This is a genomic window from Pseudomonas sp. MWU15-20650, assembly GCF_023242475.1.
In the GTDB taxonomy this organism is placed as follows: domain Bacteria; phylum Pseudomonadota; class Gammaproteobacteria; order Pseudomonadales; family Pseudomonadaceae; genus Aquipseudomonas.
Genome location: NZ_JALJFG010000013.1, coordinates 1 through 17,872, shown reverse-complemented (window position 1 = coordinate 17,872; position 17,872 = coordinate 1). Strand labels below are relative to the sequence as shown.

15 protein-coding genes are annotated in these 17,872 nt (G+C 61.8%); 11 read left to right on the top strand and 4 right to left on the bottom strand.

Annotated features, from left to right (window positions below; genetic code table 11):
* Nucleotides 1-157 precede the first annotated feature (157 nt).
* From M5B43_RS12795 to M5B43_RS12785, 3 genes are read left to right on the top strand one after another with little or no spacing between them, the layout of a single operon-like run.
* Entirely contained in the window at nt 158-1,783 is a 1,626-nt protein-coding gene (locus tag M5B43_RS12795; RefSeq protein ID WP_248750456.1) for an efflux transporter outer membrane subunit, read from the top strand.
* Nucleotides 1,784-1,812: 29 nt separating this feature from the next.
* Nucleotides 1,813-3,000, top strand: coding sequence for an efflux RND transporter periplasmic adaptor subunit (locus M5B43_RS12790; protein ID WP_248750455.1), 1,188 nt, complete (start codon nt 1,813-1,815; stop codon nt 2,998-3,000).
* 9 nt (nt 3,001-3,009) lie between these two features.
* Nucleotides 3,010-6,075, top strand: coding sequence for an efflux RND transporter permease subunit (locus M5B43_RS12785; protein WP_248750454.1), 3,066 nt, complete (start codon nt 3,010-3,012; stop codon nt 6,073-6,075).
* On the opposite strand, the gene M5B43_RS12780 is transcribed toward M5B43_RS12785, so the two are convergent.
* Both M5B43_RS12780 and M5B43_RS12775 read right to left on the bottom strand, forming a co-directional pair.
* Nucleotides 6,072-7,406, bottom strand: coding sequence for an ATP-binding protein (locus M5B43_RS12780; protein ID WP_248750453.1), 1,335 nt, complete (start codon nt 7,404-7,406; stop codon nt 6,072-6,074). The genes M5B43_RS12785 and M5B43_RS12780 overlap by 4 nt on opposite strands.
* Nucleotides 7,403-8,158 (bottom strand): response regulator, encoded by a 756-nt coding sequence (locus tag M5B43_RS12775; protein WP_248750452.1) that lies wholly within the window; start codon nt 8,156-8,158, stop codon nt 7,403-7,405. The genes M5B43_RS12780 and M5B43_RS12775 overlap by 4 nt, the downstream gene beginning before the upstream one ends.
* Nucleotides 8,159-8,278: 120 nt before the next feature.
* Here M5B43_RS12775 and M5B43_RS12770 point away from each other — a divergent pair, with 120 nt between their 5' ends.
* The 4 genes from M5B43_RS12770 to M5B43_RS12755 all read left to right on the top strand — a co-directional run bounded on the left by M5B43_RS12770 (nt 8,279) and on the right by M5B43_RS12755 (nt 11,994).
* On the top strand, nt 8,279-8,590 hold the full coding sequence (locus M5B43_RS12770; protein ID WP_248750451.1) for a hypothetical protein: 312 nt from the start codon (nt 8,279-8,281) through the stop codon (nt 8,588-8,590).
* Nucleotides 8,590-9,258, top strand: coding sequence for a DUF3313 domain-containing protein (locus tag M5B43_RS12765; protein ID WP_248750450.1), 669 nt, complete (start codon nt 8,590-8,592; stop codon nt 9,256-9,258). The genes M5B43_RS12770 and M5B43_RS12765 overlap by 1 nt, the downstream gene beginning before the upstream one ends.
* A gap of 177 nt (nt 9,259-9,435) precedes the next feature.
* A complete protein-coding gene (locus M5B43_RS12760; RefSeq protein WP_248750449.1) occupies nt 9,436-10,305 on the top strand; it encodes an oxaloacetate decarboxylase in 870 nt (289 codons plus the stop codon).
* A gap of 366 nt (nt 10,306-10,671) precedes the next feature.
* Nucleotides 10,672-11,994, top strand: a complete 1,323-nt coding sequence (locus tag M5B43_RS12755) for an OprD family porin (protein ID WP_248750448.1) — start codon at nt 10,672-10,674, stop codon at nt 11,992-11,994.
* Here M5B43_RS12755 and M5B43_RS12750 read toward each other — a convergent pair whose 3' ends face one another.
* A complete protein-coding gene (locus M5B43_RS12750; protein WP_248750447.1) occupies nt 11,995-12,477 on the bottom strand; it encodes a helix-turn-helix domain-containing protein in 483 nt (160 codons plus the stop codon).
* A gap of 107 nt (nt 12,478-12,584) precedes the next feature.
* Between M5B43_RS12750 and fabF the strand changes: the two genes are divergently transcribed.
* From fabF to M5B43_RS12735, 3 genes are all read left to right on the top strand, one after another.
* Nucleotides 12,585-13,853, top strand: a complete 1,269-nt coding sequence (fabF, locus tag M5B43_RS12745) for a beta-ketoacyl-ACP synthase II (RefSeq protein ID WP_248750446.1) — start codon at nt 12,585-12,587, stop codon at nt 13,851-13,853.
* Between the two features lie 80 nt (nt 13,854-13,933).
* Nucleotides 13,934-14,314: a RidA family protein gene (locus tag M5B43_RS12740; protein ID WP_248750445.1), complete on the top strand. Its 381-nt coding sequence runs from the start codon at nt 13,934-13,936 to the stop codon at nt 14,312-14,314.
* A gap of 80 nt (nt 14,315-14,394) precedes the next feature.
* The gene (locus M5B43_RS12735; protein ID WP_248750444.1) at nt 14,395-16,374 is read left to right on the top strand and encodes a U32 family peptidase; all 1,980 of its coding nucleotides are present in this window, start codon (nt 14,395-14,397) and stop codon (nt 16,372-16,374) included.
* Here M5B43_RS12735 and M5B43_RS12730 read toward each other — a convergent pair.
* Entirely contained in the window at nt 16,352-17,257 is a 906-nt protein-coding gene (locus M5B43_RS12730) for a DMT family transporter (RefSeq protein ID WP_248750443.1), read from the bottom strand. The two genes, M5B43_RS12735 and M5B43_RS12730, sit on opposite strands and share 23 nt — an antisense overlap.
* 109 nt (nt 17,258-17,366) lie before the next feature.
* On the opposite strand from M5B43_RS12730, the gene M5B43_RS12725 reads away from it, so the two are divergent.
* Nucleotides 17,367-17,810 carry an Lrp/AsnC family transcriptional regulator gene (locus tag M5B43_RS12725; RefSeq protein WP_248750442.1) on the top strand — a complete coding sequence of 148 codons (444 nt, stop codon included), beginning with the start codon at nt 17,367-17,369 and terminating at the stop codon, nt 17,808-17,810.
* Nucleotides 17,811-17,872 lie beyond the last annotated feature (62 nt).

Here is a 17,872-nt window from a genome sequence, read left to right as displayed (position 1 = left end):
GCCCTGGAAATCGGCTGACATTGCGTAGTGCCCGACACCACCTACACTGACTTGAATCTGCTCTGCGTCGAGCCACTTCCCAGCCGCCCGGCCCGATGTACCTGCATGTATTGCTCAACAAAAAAAGCAGTTAACCAACTGATTAATTAGAGTAAATATGAAAGAGCAGCCTCGGCAGCGTGCACCCGGCCCGCAACAGGCAGCACACCTGAGCGTCTTTTTTCGCTCCACTCACCTGCTGGCTCCGTTGAGCCTGCTGTGCATCGCCCTTGCCGGCTGTACCGTAGGGCCCGATTTTGCACGCCCCGATGTACCTGCGAACGCCGACTACTCGCGCGAAAAACTTACCCGCACCGCCCAGGCAGACATCGATGCCGGCGGCGCCGCGCAACGGCTGATCGCGGGCATGGATATTCCCGGGCAATGGTGGACGCTGTTCCGCTCGCCCGCGCTCAATGCCTTGGTCGAGGAAGCCCTGCGCGCCAACCCGGATGTGAGCGCCGCACAAGCGGCCTTGCGCCAGGCCAACGAGCGGGTGTATGCCGACCAGGCATCGTTGTTCCCTGCGGTGAGCGGCAATGTACAGAAAGCCCGCGAGAAGGTGTCCGGGGTCACGACGGGGGCACCCTCGTCACCGATTCTTACGGTAAGTTCTGCGTCGCTGAGCGTGTCCTATGCCCCGGACGTGTTCGGAGGTACGCGCCGGCAAATCGAATCCGCCACCGCGCAAGCCGACTACGAACGCTTCCAGCTGGAAGCGACGTACCTCACCTTGACCGCCAATGTGGTCAATACCGCGATCAGCCTGGCCTCGGTGCGCGATCAGGTCGCCGCCACCGAAGAGATTATCCGGCTGCAGAGCGGCCAGTTAGACCTTCTGCAAGCGCAGCGGCGGTTGGGCGCCATCGGCGATACTGACGTGCTCACGCAGCAGACTGCGCTGGCACAAACCCGCGCCACCTTGCCGCCCCTGCAGAAGCAGTTGGCCCAGACCCGTAACCAGTTGATGGCCTACCTCGGTCGTTTTCCTAACCAGGACCGGGATGAACGGTTCAACCTGGCCTCCCTGCACCTACCGGAAGAACTGCCGGTCAGCCTGCCTTCGGCCATCGTCGGCCAGCGTCCGGATGTGCGTTCGGCCCAGGCGCAACTGCATCAGGCCAGTGCCAACATCGGCGTGGCCGTCGCCAACCAGCTACCCCAGTTCAGCATCACCGGCTCCCTGGGCTCCACGGTGGCGGGCGGGACCCAGCTGTTTTCGTCGGGCTCCGGGGTCTGGAGCCTCGCCGGGGCGATCACCCAGCCGATATTTGATGCGGGCGCACTTGAACATCGTAAACGCGCGGCCGTGGCGGCTTATGACGAATCGGCGGCGCGTTATCGGGGCACCGTGGTGACGGCGTTCCAGGACGTGGCCAATGCCTTGCGGGCACTGGAGGCCGACGCCGACGCGCTCAACCAGCAGGTCGCGGCTGAACGCTCCGCGCAAGCCAACCTGGACCTGGTACAAGCCCAATTCCGCCTCGGGGCGGTGGCGTACATCAACTTGCTCACCGCCCAACAAACCTACCAGAACACCGTGTTGGCACGCGTCAAGACCCAGGCCGCGCGCTACAGCGACACCACCGCGCTCTTCCAGGCCCTGGGTGGCGGCTGGTGGAACCGCACGGACGTTGACCCCGCCACCCAGGGCCGGCCTGACCGTTTTGGCCTGCCGTCGTGGCACGAAATCCTGCCGCCCCGCACGCAGGCCGCGCCCAGCGATGCGGCGAAGCTCGACTGAACTGAATCATTGATACAGTGAGAACCTCCATGGCTGACGTCCAGACCGCCTCCCCCCTGCCTCCCCAGCCCAGCCCACCGCGCAAGCGCCGGCTGTGGCGCCCCATGCTCATCATGGTCGTGGTGGTCCTGGTGATTGTCGCGATCATCGCCGGGGTAAAATTTGTGCAGATCTCGGCGCTGATCGCCCAGTCAAAAGTACCCTTGCCTGCCGCCGTGGTCACGGCCATGCAGGTGCCGTACGCCGAATGGCAACCGAGTGTCTCCGCGGTGGGATCGATGAAGGCCGTCAGAGGCGTGGATGTGACCACTGAAGTGGGCGGCATCGTACGTACGATTGGCTTCAAGCCTGGCCAGAACGTTGACGCCCAGGCGCTGCTGGTGCAGTTGAATGCCGATTCCGACATCGCCCAACTTCACTCCCTTGAAGCCACGGCCGACCTGGCCGGGATCGTGCTCAAGCGCGACAAGGCCCAATTGGCGGTGAATGCCATCTCCCAAGCCCAGGTTGACACCGACACGGCGGATTTGAAGGCCAAGCTCGCCGCCGCCGAACAACAGCGCGCGCTGGTGGCGAAAAAAACCATCCGCGCACCGTTTGCCGGGCGCATCGGGATAACCAGCGTCAACCCCGGCCAATACCTCAACCCCGGCGACAAAATCGCCACGCTGCAGACCTTCGACCCCATCTACATCGACTTCACGGTACCGCAGACCCAACTGGAGGCTATCGCCATCGGCCAAAGCGTCTCCGTCAGCGCTGACGGTCTCGCCAACCAAACCTTCACGGGCCGGATCAGCACCATCGACACGCAATTCGACTCGACGACCCGCAACGTCACCATTGAGGCGACCGTCGAAAACCCCAAGCAGAACCTGGTGCCCGGGATGTTCGCTCGCGCCGTGGTCAATTCCGGTGCAACCCAGCGCTACCTCACCGTTGCGCAGACGTCAGTCACCTATAACCCTTACGGCACCACGGTCTTCATCGCTACCTCGAGCAAAAACGACAAAGGCGAGGACGTGCTCACAGCGCAACAAACCTTTATCAAGACCGGGCCGACCCGGGGCGACCAGGTTGCGATCCTGTCTGGGGTGAAAGAAGGCGATCTGCTGATCACCAGTGGCCAGATGAAGCTCAAGAATGGCTCGCCGGTGCAGGTCAATAACAGCGCCGCGCCGCTCAACGACCCGGCTCCGACGCCCCAAGAACATTAAAGGTGTCCCATGAAACTCACCGATACCTTTATTCAGCGTCCGGTCTGGGCCGTGGTCGTCTCGCTGTTCATCCTGATCCTGGGGCTGCGCTCGATCTTCGAGCTACCCGTCAACCAATGGCCACGCACGGAGAATACGGTGGTCACCATCACCACCGCCTACTACGGTGCAGACGCGTCCACGGTTGCCGGCTTTATCACCCAGCCACTTGAGTCGGCCATCGCCCAAGCCCAGGGCATCGACTACCTGTCCTCGTCGAGCATCACCGGTATCTCGACCATTACCGCCACGCTGCGGCTGAACTACGACGCGAGCAAGGCACTCACCGAGATCAACACCCAGGTCAACTCGGTCAAGAACCAGCTTCCGGCACAGGCCCAGGAGCCGGTGCTCACGATTGCCGTCGGGCAGACCACAGACGCCATGTACCTGGGTTTCTACAGCGACACACTGCCCACCAATAACATCACCGATTACCTGGTGCGGGTGGTCAAGCCCAAGCTGGACTCGCTCCAGGGCGTGCAAACCGCAGAAATCCTGGGCGGGCGCCAGTTTGCCCTGCGTGCCTGGCTGGACCCGGACAAACTGGCGGCCCATAACGTGACGGCGCAGGACGTGTCCACGTCCCTGGCCAACAACAACTACCTGTCGGCCGTCGGCTCCACCAAAGGGCAAACAGTCACGGTCGATTTGACGGCCGGCACCGATTTGCACACGGTGGATGAATTCAAACGGCTGGTGGTCAAGCACAAAGGTGACGCACTGGTGTACCTGGAGGACGTGGCGACGGTCACCCTGGGCGCCGAAAGCTACAACAGCAGCGTGGCGTTTTCCGGCAAGCGTTCGGTGTTCATCGGTATCAAAGTCGCGCCGACGGCAAATATCCTGACCGTCGCCACCAGCGTGCGCGAAGCGTTCCCCGAGCTGCAATCGCAACTGCCCACCGGCGTGCGCGGCGAGATCGTGTATGACTCCACCGAGTTCATCAACACCTCGATTTTCGAGGTGGTGAAGACCTTGGTCGAAGCGATGATCATCGTCTCGGTGGTCATCTACCTGTTCCTCGGCTCGTTCCGCGCGGTGATCGTGCCGTTGGTGGCGATCCCGCTGTCGCTGGTCGGCACCTTCTTTGTCATGTACCTGCTGGGGTATTCGATCAACCTGCTGACCCTGCTCGCCCTGGTCTTGGCGATAGGCTTGGTGGTGGACGACGCGATCATTGTGGTGGAGAACGTCGACCGCCATATCAAGGAGGAAGGTAAAGGCGTCTTGGAGGCCGCGTTGATTGCGGCGCGGGAATTGGGCGGGCCGATCATCGCGATGACCGTGGTGTTGATTGCTGCGTACGTGCCCATCGGGTTGCGCAGCGGGCTCACCGGCGCCCTGTTCAAGGAGTTCTGTTTCTCGTTGGCGGGCGCGGTGACCGTGTCGGCCGTGGTGGCGTTGACGCTGTCACCGATGATGACCTCGCGGCTGTTCAAGTCCGGGCAGGAAGAAGGTCGTTTCGCGCGGCGGCTCGATCAGTATTTCGACTGGCTGCGGCGGCGTTACCACCGTGTACTGTCAGGCGGCCTGAACGTCTGGCCGGTGCTGGTCACGTTTGGCTTTGTGCTGTTCCTGTTGGTGGCCGCCAGTGGCATGACCGCCAAAAGCGAACTGTCCCCCACCGAGGACCAGGGGCTGGTCTTCATGCAAATCAAAGGCCCGCCGACGGCCTCGCCGCAGCAGATGGAGCGCATTGCCGACCAGGCGTTCCAGATCGCCAACAAAGAACCTGAATACGCGCAGATGTTCCAACTGACCGGCCTGCCTGCACTCAACCAGGGGCTGGGCGGCGTGTTGCTCAAGTCCTGGGGCGACCGGACGCGCTCCCAGGCCCAGTTGATCCTGGACCTGCAGAAAAAGTGGAACCAGGTACCCGGGGCAACCATCGCCGCCTTCCCACTGCCATCGCTGCCAGGCGCCCAGGGTTTGCCGGTGCAATTTGTGATTACCACCACCGACTCGGTGGAAAACCTCAATGAAGTCGCACAAGCGGTGATGGCAGAGGCCCAGAAGCAACAATTGTTCTGGTTCGCCGACATGGATTTGAAACTGGACAAGCCCCAAGCCAGGCTGGTGGTTGACCGTGAAAAAATTGCTGCGCTGGGCATGACCCAAGCGGACGTGGGGGCCGCCCTGTCTGCGGCGTTAGGCGGCAACTACGTGAACTACTTCTCGACCGCCGGGCGTTCGTACAAAGTCATTCCCCAGGTGTTGCAGGTTGACCGCCTCAACCCGGATCAAATCCTCGATTACTACATCCGCACGCCTTCGGGGGCGATGATCCCGGCGCGTACGGTGGCGCATATCGAGACCTCGACGCAGCCGGAATCGATCAACCACTTCCAGCAACTCAACTCGGCAACCCTGTCCGGTGTCAGTGGCGTGGCCCAAGGGGAGTTGCTGGCGAAACTGAACACGATCCTGCACAACGTGGCGCCCTCGGGCTACACCTCGGACTTTTCCGGCGAGTCGCGGCAGTTCATGCAGGAGTCCGGCGGGTTCTTCGGGCTGCTGATGTTCTCGATTCTGATCGTCTACCTGGCCCTGGCCTTCCAGTTCGAGAGCTTCCGCGACCCGGTGGTGATTCTGTTCTCGGTGCCGCCGGCGCTGTTTGGCGCGCTGGCCTTCATCACCATGGGCTACGCCTCCATCAACGTGTACACCCAAGTGGGCCTGGTGACGTTGCTGGGGTTGATCACCAAGCACGGGATCCTGATCGTGCAGTTTGCCAACGCGTTGCAACGCGCAGGCCGCAGCAAGCGTGAGGCGATTGAAGAGGCCGCCGCCGTGCGCTTGCGCCCTATCCTGATGACCACGGCCGCGATGGTCCTGGGCGTGGTGCCACTGGTCTGGGCCTCGGGTGCGGGCGCTGCGGGGCGGCATGACATGGGCCTGGTGATCTTCGCCGGGCTGTCGATCGGCACGATCCTGACGCTGTTCATGGTGCCGGCGATGTATATGTTCATTGGCAGCACCCACCATCAGGAAGCCCAGCCACTCACAGGCCCGGAGCCCGTGGGCACGGCCTAGCAGGCCCGGGGTAACTCGACCCGGGCCATCAACCCTTGGCCGTGGCGATTGCTCAGCGTCAGATCGCCTCCCTGTTCGCGAACAATGGCGCGTGCCGCCGAGAGCCCGAGCCCTACCCCGCCGGTATTGCGGTTGCGCGAAGCTTCGAGGCGAAAGAACGGATCGAATACGCGCTCCAGGGCCGTTTCGGGGATTCCCGGGCCTTCATCGCTGACCTCGATGCAGATCGCGTGAGGGCCCACGCTCAGCGTGATGCCCGGGTGCTGGGCATATTTGGTGGCGTTTTCCAGCAGGTTGACGATCACCCGTTTGATCCCCAGCGGACGGCCGTGATAGACCACATGCGACGGGCCGCTGAAGTCGACGTCAATGTGCTGGTCGCGGTAGTCATCGATGATGGTTTGCAGCAATTCCGACAGGTCGAATGCCGTGCTGGGCTCCGGGTCGGTGTCTTCGCGAAAGAACGCCAGCGCGGCGTTGATCATCGACTGCATTTCCTCGACATCGCGAATCAGTTTGCGCTGGTGGTCAAGGTCTTCCATGAACTCGCTGCGCAGCCGCATCCGGGTCAACGGCGCGCGCAAGTCATGGGAAATGGCGGCCAGCATGTGCGTGCGCTCGCCGATGAAATGCTGAATCTGTGCCTGCATGGTGTTGAACGCGATGATCGCCTGGCGTATCTCGTGGGGCCCTTCAATGTCGATGGGCGGCGCCCGCAGGTCGCCACCGAAGCGCCTGGCGGCGCTGGCGAAGCGTTGCAACGGCATGGCCAACTGCCGGGTGGCGACCCAGGCAACCAACAGCGTCGCGATCAACCCCAGGGCGATGATCACTGCGATCCGCGTGCTTGCGCTCAACCCCCAGCTACGTTCAGAAGGCGTAAACGACAACCAGCTGCCATCGTGCAGCTGGATGAGCGCCATATAGCGTGCCTCGGCGCTGCCACTGGGCCAATCGTCCGGGTTGAACACCTGGATGTTTCGATCAACACCGAACAATTCCTGCAGCCCTGGCACACTGCCGGCTTGTAAATGGCTGCCGCGAGTGGGAAGCCCGAAATCCGCTGGCTGGGCGCTCCAGGTGACGTGCAGGCTGGCACTGCTGGCCGCTTGCGCCAGTTGCGAGCGCAACGGCACAGGCGCGGCCTCGATGACTTTTGACGTCGCGGCCAATTGCTCCAGTAAGCCAGTGCGGTCGATGGGCGGACGCGCCCAGACGCCGGCAACCTGAACGAACAAGGCATTGAGGGCCAGTGAAGCCAGCATCGCCGCGACGATGGTCAGGGCTATCCGACGGTTCAGGGTGTCGCGGCGCAAGAGGCGGCGGATCACGACCGGGTGACCTGGGCGGTGAACATATAGCCGCCATTGCGTACCGTACGGATCAGGTCCGGGCGCTTGCAATCCGGTTCGATCTTGCGCCGCAGCCGGCTGACCTGCACATCAATGCTGCGGTCGAAGGCGTCGTGGCCCTGGCCGTGGGTCAGGTCGATCAATTGTTCGCGGGTGAGGATGCGCTGCGGATGTTCGAGAAACACCACCAGCAAGTCGAACTCGCCACCGGACAGCGGAATCATCACGTTCTCGGGGGAACGCAGCTCGCGGCAGGTGACATCCAGATGCCAACCGGCGAAGGCAATCACCGGCCGTGAGCGCTCGCCTGGGACGCTGACTGGCTGGCCCGCGCGACGTTGTACCGCGCGTAGGCGGGCCAGCAATTCTCGCGGGGCAAACGGCTTGGTCAGGTAGTCGTCGGCGCCCAGTTCCAGGCCGACAATGCGATCACTCAACTCGCCCATGGCCGTCAGCATGATGGTGGGAATCCCCAGCTGGGCCTGCACTTTCTGGCACAGGCTAAGGCCGCCTTCGCCGGGCAGCATGAGGTCGAGGATGATGGTGTCCGGCCGATGCTGTGCGATCGCCGCCCACATGGCTTCACCGTCCGGGGCCACGTCTACGTCATAGGCATGCTGGACGAAGAACTTCTTCAGCAATGACAGAATTTCCACATCGTCATCGACGATCAGCAGTCTGCTCACGTTCACATAGCTCCCCAGGCCAAAAAGGAAGACATCTAAAACCATTCCGGCGCCCGGGTCATTTATTTCAATCGAGCAACATTGCTTCGTGGCGGACATCAGCCGGACATCTTCGGGCAACGCCCCTCAGGCATCCTGCTGGCCGTCGATTCAAAGGGGGCTTTCATGAAGACGTTGCACAGCAGGTATACCACGCAAGAGCAAGACGCCAAACGGCCATTGGTCCTGAGCCAGCACACCACGGCACCGGAACAGGACAGCCCGATCCTTTTCCAGGAAGCATGCCTGGCGCTGGCGGTTGACCAAGACCGGATCGTGCTGCGCCGCTACTTCGAGCATTACAGCCCTGACGCCGCCCGCTGGGTCGAATACGCCCACTCCATTCCCATCGCCGAACTCATGCACTGGATCATGACCCATGGCCAGCTGCACATCGAGTGCTCGGAAAACGCCCCGAAAACCAAGGAATCCCATTGATGCGAAACCACTGCTCACTGCCGCTGTTATTGGCTGCCACCTTGAGCCTCTCGGCCTGTAGCAGCAAAAAGGTCGAACCCGAGATGTACACCGGTTTCTTGCACGATTACAGCGTACTCAGCGAACAGCAGTCGCCCTCGGGGCAGACCGTGCTGAGCTGGGTCAGCCCGGCCTTGAAGCGCGGCCGCTACAAGCAGGTCTACCTGGCACCCAGCCAGTTCTACCCCGCCATCAAGCCGAGCGCGCGGATTCCACACAGCACACTCGCCAACATCACCGGCTATTACGACTCGGCCCTCAGGTCCGAACTGGGCAAAGTCGTGCCACTGGCCACCCAACCGGGACCCGGTACCCTGACGGTAAGGCCCGCCATTACGCGGGTTGCCACCAGCACCCAGGGCCTGCGGTTTTATGAGTGGTTGCCGATCACCTTGGTCGCAGCGGGCGTGAGTACCGCCGCCGGCATCCGTGACCAAGACAGTGAAATCGCCACGGAGCTGTCGCTTGAGGATGGTTCAACCGGCGATGTAGTGGCCGCGGTGGTGCGCAAGGGCACGGGCGTCCCGCTGGACAACGACAAGCAAGTCATGACCGCCGACAACGTCAAGGCAGTGCTTGACGGTTGGGCCAGCGACCTGGGCACATCGTACACAGCCATCGGTCAATAACACGCGGCGGGCGATGCACTCGGCAGGTGCATCGCCACACCGTGAAGCGCAGAACCCTGGGCTAGCCCCCTGCGCCAGCTCAAACGTCACAATCCCCTGTGCGTGTGCATGGTAATCTCGCGTAACCATGAATAGACATTGATCGTCACTCGACGATGACCAAAGCCAGGAAATACCATGCCGAAAATTTCTCACTCAGCGCTGCGCCGCAATTTCCGTAACCTGCTTGCCCAGCCAATCTGCGTTGAAACCGCTTCCGTCTTCGACCCCATGTCTGCCCGGATCGCGGCAGACCTGGGCTTCGAGGTCGGCATCCTGGGTGGTTCGGTCGCCTCGTTGCAGGTGCTGGCGGCCCCTGATTTTGCGTTGATTACCCTGAGTGAGTTTGTGGAGCAGGCGACCCGTATCGGCCGCGTGGCCCAATTGCCCTTCATTGCCGACGCCGACCACGGCTACGGCAATGCCCTGAACGTGATGCGCACGGTCGAAGAACTGGAACGTGCCGGCGTTGCGGCGCTGACCATTGAAGACACCCTCTTGCCCGCGCAGTTCGGCCGTAAATCCACGGACTTGATTTCGGTCGAGGAAGGCATCGGCAAGGTCAAGGCAGCCCTTGAAGCCCGTGTCGACCCGGAACTGTCGATCATTGCCCGCACGAACGCAGGCGTGTTGCCGACCGCAGACGTCATCGCACGTACCCAGGCGTATGAAAAGGCCGGTGCCGACGGGATCTGCATGGTGGGCGTCAAGGACTTCGAGCACCTTGAGCAGATCGCACAAAACCTCACGGTGCCGCTGATGCTGGTGACCTACGGCAACCCAAAGCTCAACGACAGCGAGCGCCTGGCCAGCCTGGGCGTGCGCATTGTGGTGGCCGGCCATGGCGCCTACTTTGCGTCAATCAAGGCCACCTACGACAGCCTGCGTGCCCAGCGCAAGCTGACTCACAGTACGTCCAACCTCAGTGCGACCGAACTCACCCACACGTACACGTTGCCTGAGAGCTACGTGGCCTGGGCCGAAGAGTTCATGGATGTAAAAGAGTAACTGGCGTAGAAATATTCATTTGCCCATGTATCAATATTGATAGAGAGCCTTCCAACTAAGCATTAAAAAATCCGCCGCAGAGCCTGCGGCGGCAAACCAAAGGTTTTTGTCGAAGCAGAGCGGCTAAGACCCGATCAACGCTACACCTTCACTCTATTAAACAACGTGAAGTTTAATTAATTGAGTTTAATCAGGCGCCCGGCTACGCCCCCCGGAAAATATGATAAAAATCAGCCTCGACAACCACGTCGAGCACAATAAAAACGCCATTACGCTCACCTGTAAACACCTGCCCATAACCTTGTATTCACTGTCCAATAAGTGCGGTGTTTCTGCGCGCGCGTTAATGATTCCGGGGAAATAAACATGAACAAACAGTGGAACCTGTTAACACTGGCCATCTGTGCCAGTATCAGCCACGTGGCCTTCGCCGAGTCGGTAACGGATCAGGCAGACGCCAAGGGTTTTATCGAAGGCAGCAGCATCACGGGCCTGTTGCGTAATGACTACTTCGATCGCGACCGGCAAAGCGACAAGGCGGACAACCGCGATTGGACCCAAGGCGCCATGCTCAACTACGCCTCGGGCTTCACCCAGGGCACCCTCGGTTTTGGTGTGGATGCCTACGCCTACGGCGGCCTGAAACTGGACGCCACCCACGGGGACGCCGGCACCGGCGACCTGCCGACCGACCGGCATGGCGACCCTGAAGACGCCTACGGCTCAGTGGGCGCCGCAGTGAAGGTCAAGATTTCCAAGACCCAGTTGAAATTCGGTGACATGCAACCCACTGCGCCGGTCTTTGCCACGGGCGGTACCCGCCTGCTGCCACAGACCGCCACGGGTTTTGACCTGACCAGCAGCGAAATCGCCGGGCTGGACCTGGAAGCCGGGCACTTCACCAGCACCAACAGCGGCATGACCAGCAACCATGACCACGATATCTATGCCACCTACGCCAATGTGGCCGCCAACAGTGCGAGCTTCATCGGCGGCAAATACACCTTCACGCCGTCGTTGAGCGCAACCGTGTACGCCGGCGAACTGGAAGATATCTGGCGCCAGTACTACACCAACCTCAACTACGTCATTCCACTGGGGCATGACCAGTCGCTGGCGCTGGACGGCAACCTGTATCGCACCCTCGACACCGGCAGCGCCAAGGCCGGGGCCATCAACAACACCACGTATTCGTTGGCGGCAGCGTATTCCTTCCTCGCGGCCCACACCCTGACGCTGTCGTTCCAGAAAGTGCATGGCGACACGCCGTTCGACTACATCGGCACCGGCAACAACGGCGCGGGCGAAGGCGGCGACTCGATCTACCTGGCCAACTCCGTGCAGTGGGGCGACTTCAACGGCCCGGGCGAGCAATCCTGGGGCATTCGCTACGACCTGAATATGGCCAGCTACGGTGTGCCGGGCTTGAGTTTCATGGCCCGCTACATCAACGGCTCGGACATCAACGGCACCCACACCCCCGCCAACAGCGCCTATGTGGGCGACTACGGCGCCGATGGCGACCACCACGAAACGGACGTAGAAGCCAAATACGTGATCCAGAGCGGCCCGGCGAAAAACCTGTCGCTGCGGGTGCGCGACGCGATGGTTTCATCGAATGCCGACCAAGGCGATGGCAAGTTGAACGAACTGCGGGTGATCGTCGACTACCCGTTCACCCTGTTGTAATCACTGCGGGATCGACTCCAGCCGTTGGCGCATTCCCGTGCTGGCGGCTGGGCCGGCCTGCACCACGCACTGATCCAACGGAATCAGTTGCCCCTCGGCAGTGGCCATCATCGGCTGCACCGCCCGACCCGTCTGGCGCTCCACCACTTCGACACTCGTGCCCTCCTCGGCGTAATGCCGATTGCCCCACGCCACCAACGACATCAGCACCATACGGAAATCCTCGCCCTTGGCCGTCGGCACATATTCGTAGCGCAGTGGCCGCTGGCTGTAGGGGCGACGCTCCAGCATGCCCACCTCCACCAGACCATTGAGGCGCCGCGTCAACATATTCGGCGCAATGCCCAGGCTGCGCGAGAACTCATCGAAGCGGCGCAAGCCGTGTAATGCGTCGCGCATGATCAGGATGCTCCACCACTCCCCTACTCGCTCAAGGCTACGGGCGATCGGGCATTCATCACTGATGAGGGACTTACGTTGCATAAGGGTTCCTAGGTGTCGGTACACACTTGTGTAATGTCATGTTACTTTCATGATGATAGTGACGTCCACAGCTGTGTATCCCTAAACGCAACCGGAGTCGATGGATCATGAGTAAACGTATCGTTGTGACGGGCATGGGTGCGCTGACACCGTTGGGCGCCAATGTGGAAGCCACCTGGCAACGCCTGCTGAACGGGCAATCGGGCATTCGCCGCCTGCCTGAAGCATTGATCGGTGACCTGGCGATCAGCATCGGTGGCCAGGTGCAGAGTGTGCAGCAAGACCCGGACGCCGGTTTTGACCCGGATCGACTGCTGGCGGCCAAGGAACAGCGCAAGATGGACCGCTTCATTCTGTTTGCCCTCGCCGCGGCAGATGAGGCATTGAAACAGGCCGGCTGGGCGCCAAAGACGCCGGAAGAACAGGAACGCACCGCCACTATCATCGCGTCTGGCGTCGGCGGCTTCCCGGCGATTGCCGAGGCGGTGCGTACCACAGACAGCAAGGGCCCACGCCGCCTGTCGCCGTTCACGATTCCGTCTTTTCTCAGCAACATGGCTGCCGGGCATGTGTCGATCAACTACGGCTTGAAAGGCCCGCTGGGCGCCCCGGTAACGGCCTGTGCAGCAGGCGTACAGGCCATCGGCGATGCCGCGCGGATGATCCGTGCCGGGGAAGTCGATGTGGCGGTCTGCGGCGGCGCGGAAGCCGCGATTCACCGGGTCAGCCTGGCCGGTTTTGCGGCGGCGCGCGCGTTATCCAGCGACTTCAATGAAACCCCGGAGCGCGCCTCGCGGCCGTTCGACCAGGCGCGTGACGGCTTCGTGATGGGCGAAGGCGCCGGCATTCTGGTGATTGAAGAACTGGAGCACGCCCTGGCGCGCGGTGCGCACCCCATTGCCGAACTGGTTGGTTACGGCACCAGTGCCGATGCGTATCACATGACCGCCGGGCCAGAGGATGGCGATGGTGCGCGTCGGTCGATGGCCCAGGCGTTGCGTCAGGCCGGGATCGGCGCCGCGCAAGTGCACTACCTCAACGCCCACGCAACTTCTACGCCCGTCGGCGACAAAGGCGAACTGGCCGCCATCAAGGCGGTATTCGGTTCCAGCGGCAGCCCGGCCATCAGCTCGACCAAATCCGCCACCGGGCATTTGCTCGGCGCAGCCGGTGGCATCGAAGCCATCTTTACCGTACTCGCCCTGCGTGATCAGGTGGCGCCGGTAACGCTGAACCTGGAAAACCCGGACACGCTCGCCGACGGCCTGGACATGGTGCGCGGTCAAGCGCGGCACATGCCGATTGAATACGCGCTGTCCAATGGCTTCGGCTTTGGTGGCGTAAATGCCAGCGTGCTGTTCCGACGCTGGCAGTAAGCACTGCCGTCAACGGTTTGCCCCGAGCGTTTATTTCGGGGACCATGGGCACCTTTCGATCCCGCCAACCAGAGGCGCCCATGGCCAACCACGACCTGTCCTACACCCCCGACCCGGATGCCGACTCGATTTCCTCCGACGTCGTCGGCTTCAACGGCATCCTCGTCTCCACCCAGATCCCCACGCGTGCCGACGGCAGCCTGGAGCTGGGCGATATCACCCTGCAAAGCGAATGCACCCTGCAAGCCCTCAAGGTTGCACTGGAGAAAGCCGGCAGCGCCATGGACCGGGTGATGCACTTGACCATCTACCTGACGGACATGGCCGATCGCGCCGCCTTCAATGAAGTCTACAAGCGCTTTTTCGCCAAGCCGTGGCCTGTGCGCGCCGCCGTCGGCGTTGCGGCCTTGGCCGTGGAAGGCATGCGCGTGGAGGTCACTGCCATGGCCGCCAAAGCCTGACAGCCCTGTGGTAGATGCCGGTCAGGCATTTCACAGCTACAATGCGCGCCTCAACCGTGACAAGCCTGACTAAAAAAACTATGTCCTTGCCCAAGCATCACCTTGAATTGCTCAGCCCTGCCCGCGATGTTGCCATTGCGCGCGAGGCGATCCTGCATGGCGCCGACGCCATCTACATCGGCGGGCCAAGCTTCGGCGCCCGCCATAACGCCTGCAACGAAGTGAGCGATATCGCTCAACTGGTGGAATTCGCGCGCCGCTACCACGCCCGCGTCTTCACCACCATTAACACCATCTTGCATGACAACGAGCTGGAACCCGCACGCAAGCTGATCCATCAGCTCTACGATGCCGGTGTCGATGCGTTGATCGTGCAGGACCTGGGTGTGATGGAGCTGGATATTCCACCCATCGAGCTGCACGCCAGCACCCAGACCGACATCCGCACCCTGGGCCGCGCCAAGTTTCTCGACCAGGCCGGGTTCTCGCAGTTGGTATTGGCCCGTGAGCTGAACCTGCAAGAGATCCGCGCGATCGCCGACGAGACCGATGCCGCCATCGAGTTCTTCATCCACGGCGCCCTGTGTGTGGCGTTCTCCGGGCAGTGCAATATCTCCCACGCGCAAAATGGCCGCAGCGCCAACCGTGGCGACTGCTCCCAGGCGTGTCGCCTGCCGTACACCTTGAAAGATGATCAGGGCCGTGTCGTGGCCTTTGAAAAGCACCTGCTGTCGATGAAAGACAACAACCAGAGCGCCAACCTGCGTGCGCTGGTCGAAGCCGGTGTGCGTTCGTTCAAGATCGAAGGCCGCTACAAGGACATGGGCTATGTGAAGAACATCACGGCCTACTACCGCCAGCGCCTGGACGAAATTCTTGAAGACCGCCCGGACCTGGCACGCGCGTCCAGCGGCCGTACCGCGCACTTCTTCCTGCCCGACCCGGAAAAAACCTTCCACCGTGGCAGCACCGACTACTTTGTCAGCGACCGCAAGATCGACATCGGCGCCTTCGACACCCCGACCTTCACCGGCCTGCCGGTGGGTGTGGTGGAAAAAGCCGGCAAGCGTGACCTGCAAGTGGTCACCCATGAGCCGCTGTCCAACGGTGACGGCCTCAATGTGCTGGTCAAGCGCGAAGTGGTGGGTTTCCGCGCCAACATCGCCGAGCCTAAAGGCGAGTTCGAGGAAGACGGCGAGAAACGCTACCGCTACCGCGTCGAGCCGAACGAAATGCCGGCCGGCCTGCATCAGTTGCGCCCCAATCACCCGCTCAACCGCAACCTGGACCATAACTGGCAACAAGCGTTGTTGAAGACTTCGGCCGAACGCCGCATTGGTCTGTCCTGGGTCGCGCGCCTGCGTGAAGATCAGTTGCACGTCGTCGCTACCAGCGAAGAAGGCATCAGCGCCAGCGTCACCCTGCCCGGCCCGTTCGGCGTGGCCAACAAACCGGAACAAGCGCTGGACACCCTGCGTGACCTGCTTGGCCAACTCGGCACCACTGAATACCACGCCACGCACACCGAGCTGGATGCGCCGCAAGCGTTCTTCATCCCCAACTCGCAGCTCAAGGCATTGCGCCGCGAAGTGATCGAAGCGCTGACCGCTGCTCGCGTTGCAGCGCACCCACGGGGCGGGCGCAAGGCCGAGACCTCACCGCCACCGGTGTACCCGGAAGCGCACCTGTCGTTCCTGGCCAACGTCTACAACCAGAAGGCCCGCGACTTCTACCACCGTCACGGCGTGAAGCTGATCGACGCGGCCTTCGAGGCCCACGAAGAAACCGGCGAAGTGCCGGTGATGATCACCAAGCACTGCCTGCGCTTCTCGTTCAACCTGTGCCCTAAACAAGCCAAGGGTGTGACCGGCGTGAAAACCAAGGTGGCACCGATGCAATTGATCCACGGCGACGAAGTGCTGACCTTGAAGTTCGACTGCAAGCCCTGCGAGATGCACGTGGTGGGCAAGATCAAGGGGCATATCCTTGGGTTGCCGCAGCCGGGCAGCGCCGTGGAGCATTTCAACCCGGAAAATATCATCTATCAGGGTACGCACTAACCCTGTGGGAGCGGGGCCACCACCAGCCCCGCTGCAACCCCGCCGCCGCCAGCAGAATGGCCGCCACCCCCAGCCATTGCAGCCAACCCAGGCGATGCCCGAAGGCAATCCAGTCCACGAAGATCGCCGCAATCGGGTAGATAAACGACAGCGCGCCAGTAATGGCTGTCGGCAGTTTCTGGATCGCTCCGTACAACAACACATACATCAAACCCGTGTGCACCACGCCTAGCGTGATCAAGGCCGCCCAGGCATTGGTCGCTGCGGGCAAGCTGTGCCAAGGCACCAAGGGCGCCAGCAGTACGGCCCCGGTGACCACCTGGATCAACGCCATCAAGTGCGGTGGCACGGCTTTCAGGCGCTTGATGATCAGCGCGGCAATCGCATACAAGAACGCTGCGCCCAGCGCCAATGCGATACCCGCAAGGTAATCCCCGCCGCCCGCCTGCTGCTCACCATGGGCGGTGACAATTGCCAACATCCCCAGGAACGCCACGCTCAACCACGCGAGTTTCTGCACGGTGATTTTTTCACCCAGAAAGACGGCTGCCAGCATCACCAGCATGAACGGTTGCACGTTATACACCGCCGTACTGATGGCGATGGACGCACGGGAGTAGGATTCGAACAGCAGCAGCCAGTTACCGACAATGGCCACGCCGCTGAGCATCGCCAGCCCGAGCGTTGCCCAACTGAGCAGATCCAGCCGCAGGTAACCCAGCACCGCACACACCAATAACAGCGTCAGCGCACCGATCACACAGCGCCAGAACACCACTTCGATCACCGACACGCCCGACACCAGCACAAACCAGCCGATGGTGCCCGAGATCAGCATGGCGGCGACCATTTCCCACGACCCGCGACGAATGGATGAATCCATGATTGAGGCTCCTCAAGTGAGGCTCAATTATGGCAATCTGCTGGTTGGCCGCTCCAGCGACTAAAAAAGGCAAAACATGCAAATTACCTTTTCTTATTAGGCGGACACCATGATTGACACCATCGACCAGCAACTGATCGCCGCCTTGATGGACGACTCGCGGCTGTCCCTCAAGGCCCTGGCCGGCCTCACCGGGCTGTCTTCTCCCAGCGTCGGCGAACGCTTGCGTCGCCTGGAAGAGCGCGGCGTGCTGACCCACTACACCGTTGATATCGACCCCAAGCACTTCGGCTACCTGCTGCAAGCCATCGTGCGCATCCGCCCGTTACCCGGCAAATTGCAGGAAGTGGAACGCCAGATCCAGGCGATCCCCGAGTTCACCGAGTGCGACAAAGTCACCGGCGAGGACTGCTTCATTGCACGCCTGCATGTGCGCACCATGGACCACCTCGACACCCTGCTCGACCGGATCAACGCCTATGCCGAAACCAACACAGCCATCGTCAAGAAAACCCCGGTAAAGCGACGCCTGCCGCCGCTGTCCGATCAATAGCCAGGCTTTCTGTGGCAATCGGGCTTACTGTGGTTTGCGGGCTTGTTGTGGCGAGCGGGCTG

What these genes read in the sequence shown, in the direction of transcription:
- M5B43_RS12795 (WP_248750456.1), top strand. Translation starts at nt 158, where the DNA reads ATGAAAGAGCAGCCTCGGCAGCGTGCACCCGGCCCGCAACAGGCAGCA.
- M5B43_RS12790 (WP_248750455.1), top strand. Translation starts at nt 1,813, where the DNA reads ATGGCTGACGTCCAGACCGCCTCCCCCCTGCCTCCCCAGCCCAGCCCA.
- M5B43_RS12785 (WP_248750454.1), top strand. Translation starts at nt 3,010, where the DNA reads ATGAAACTCACCGATACCTTTATTCAGCGTCCGGTCTGGGCCGTGGTC.
- M5B43_RS12775 (WP_248750452.1), bottom strand. Translation starts at nt 8,158, where the DNA reads ATGGTTTTAGATGTCTTCCTTTTTGGCCTGGGGAGCTATGTGAACGTG.
- M5B43_RS12770 (WP_248750451.1), top strand. Translation starts at nt 8,279, where the DNA reads ATGAAGACGTTGCACAGCAGGTATACCACGCAAGAGCAAGACGCCAAA.
- M5B43_RS12765 (WP_248750450.1), top strand. Translation starts at nt 8,590, where the DNA reads ATGCGAAACCACTGCTCACTGCCGCTGTTATTGGCTGCCACCTTGAGC.
- M5B43_RS12760 (WP_248750449.1), top strand. Translation starts at nt 9,436, where the DNA reads ATGCCGAAAATTTCTCACTCAGCGCTGCGCCGCAATTTCCGTAACCTG.
- M5B43_RS12755 (WP_248750448.1), top strand. Translation starts at nt 10,672, where the DNA reads ATGAACAAACAGTGGAACCTGTTAACACTGGCCATCTGTGCCAGTATC.
- M5B43_RS12750 (WP_248750447.1), bottom strand. Translation starts at nt 12,477, where the DNA reads ATGCAACGTAAGTCCCTCATCAGTGATGAATGCCCGATCGCCCGTAGC.
- fabF (WP_248750446.1), top strand. Translation starts at nt 12,585, where the DNA reads ATGAGTAAACGTATCGTTGTGACGGGCATGGGTGCGCTGACACCGTTG.
- M5B43_RS12740 (WP_248750445.1), top strand. Translation starts at nt 13,934, where the DNA reads ATGGCCAACCACGACCTGTCCTACACCCCCGACCCGGATGCCGACTCG.
- M5B43_RS12735 (WP_248750444.1), top strand. Translation starts at nt 14,395, where the DNA reads ATGTCCTTGCCCAAGCATCACCTTGAATTGCTCAGCCCTGCCCGCGAT.
- M5B43_RS12730 (WP_248750443.1), bottom strand. Translation starts at nt 17,257, where the DNA reads ATGGATTCATCCATTCGTCGCGGGTCGTGGGAAATGGTCGCCGCCATG.
- M5B43_RS12725 (WP_248750442.1), top strand. Translation starts at nt 17,367, where the DNA reads ATGATTGACACCATCGACCAGCAACTGATCGCCGCCTTGATGGACGAC.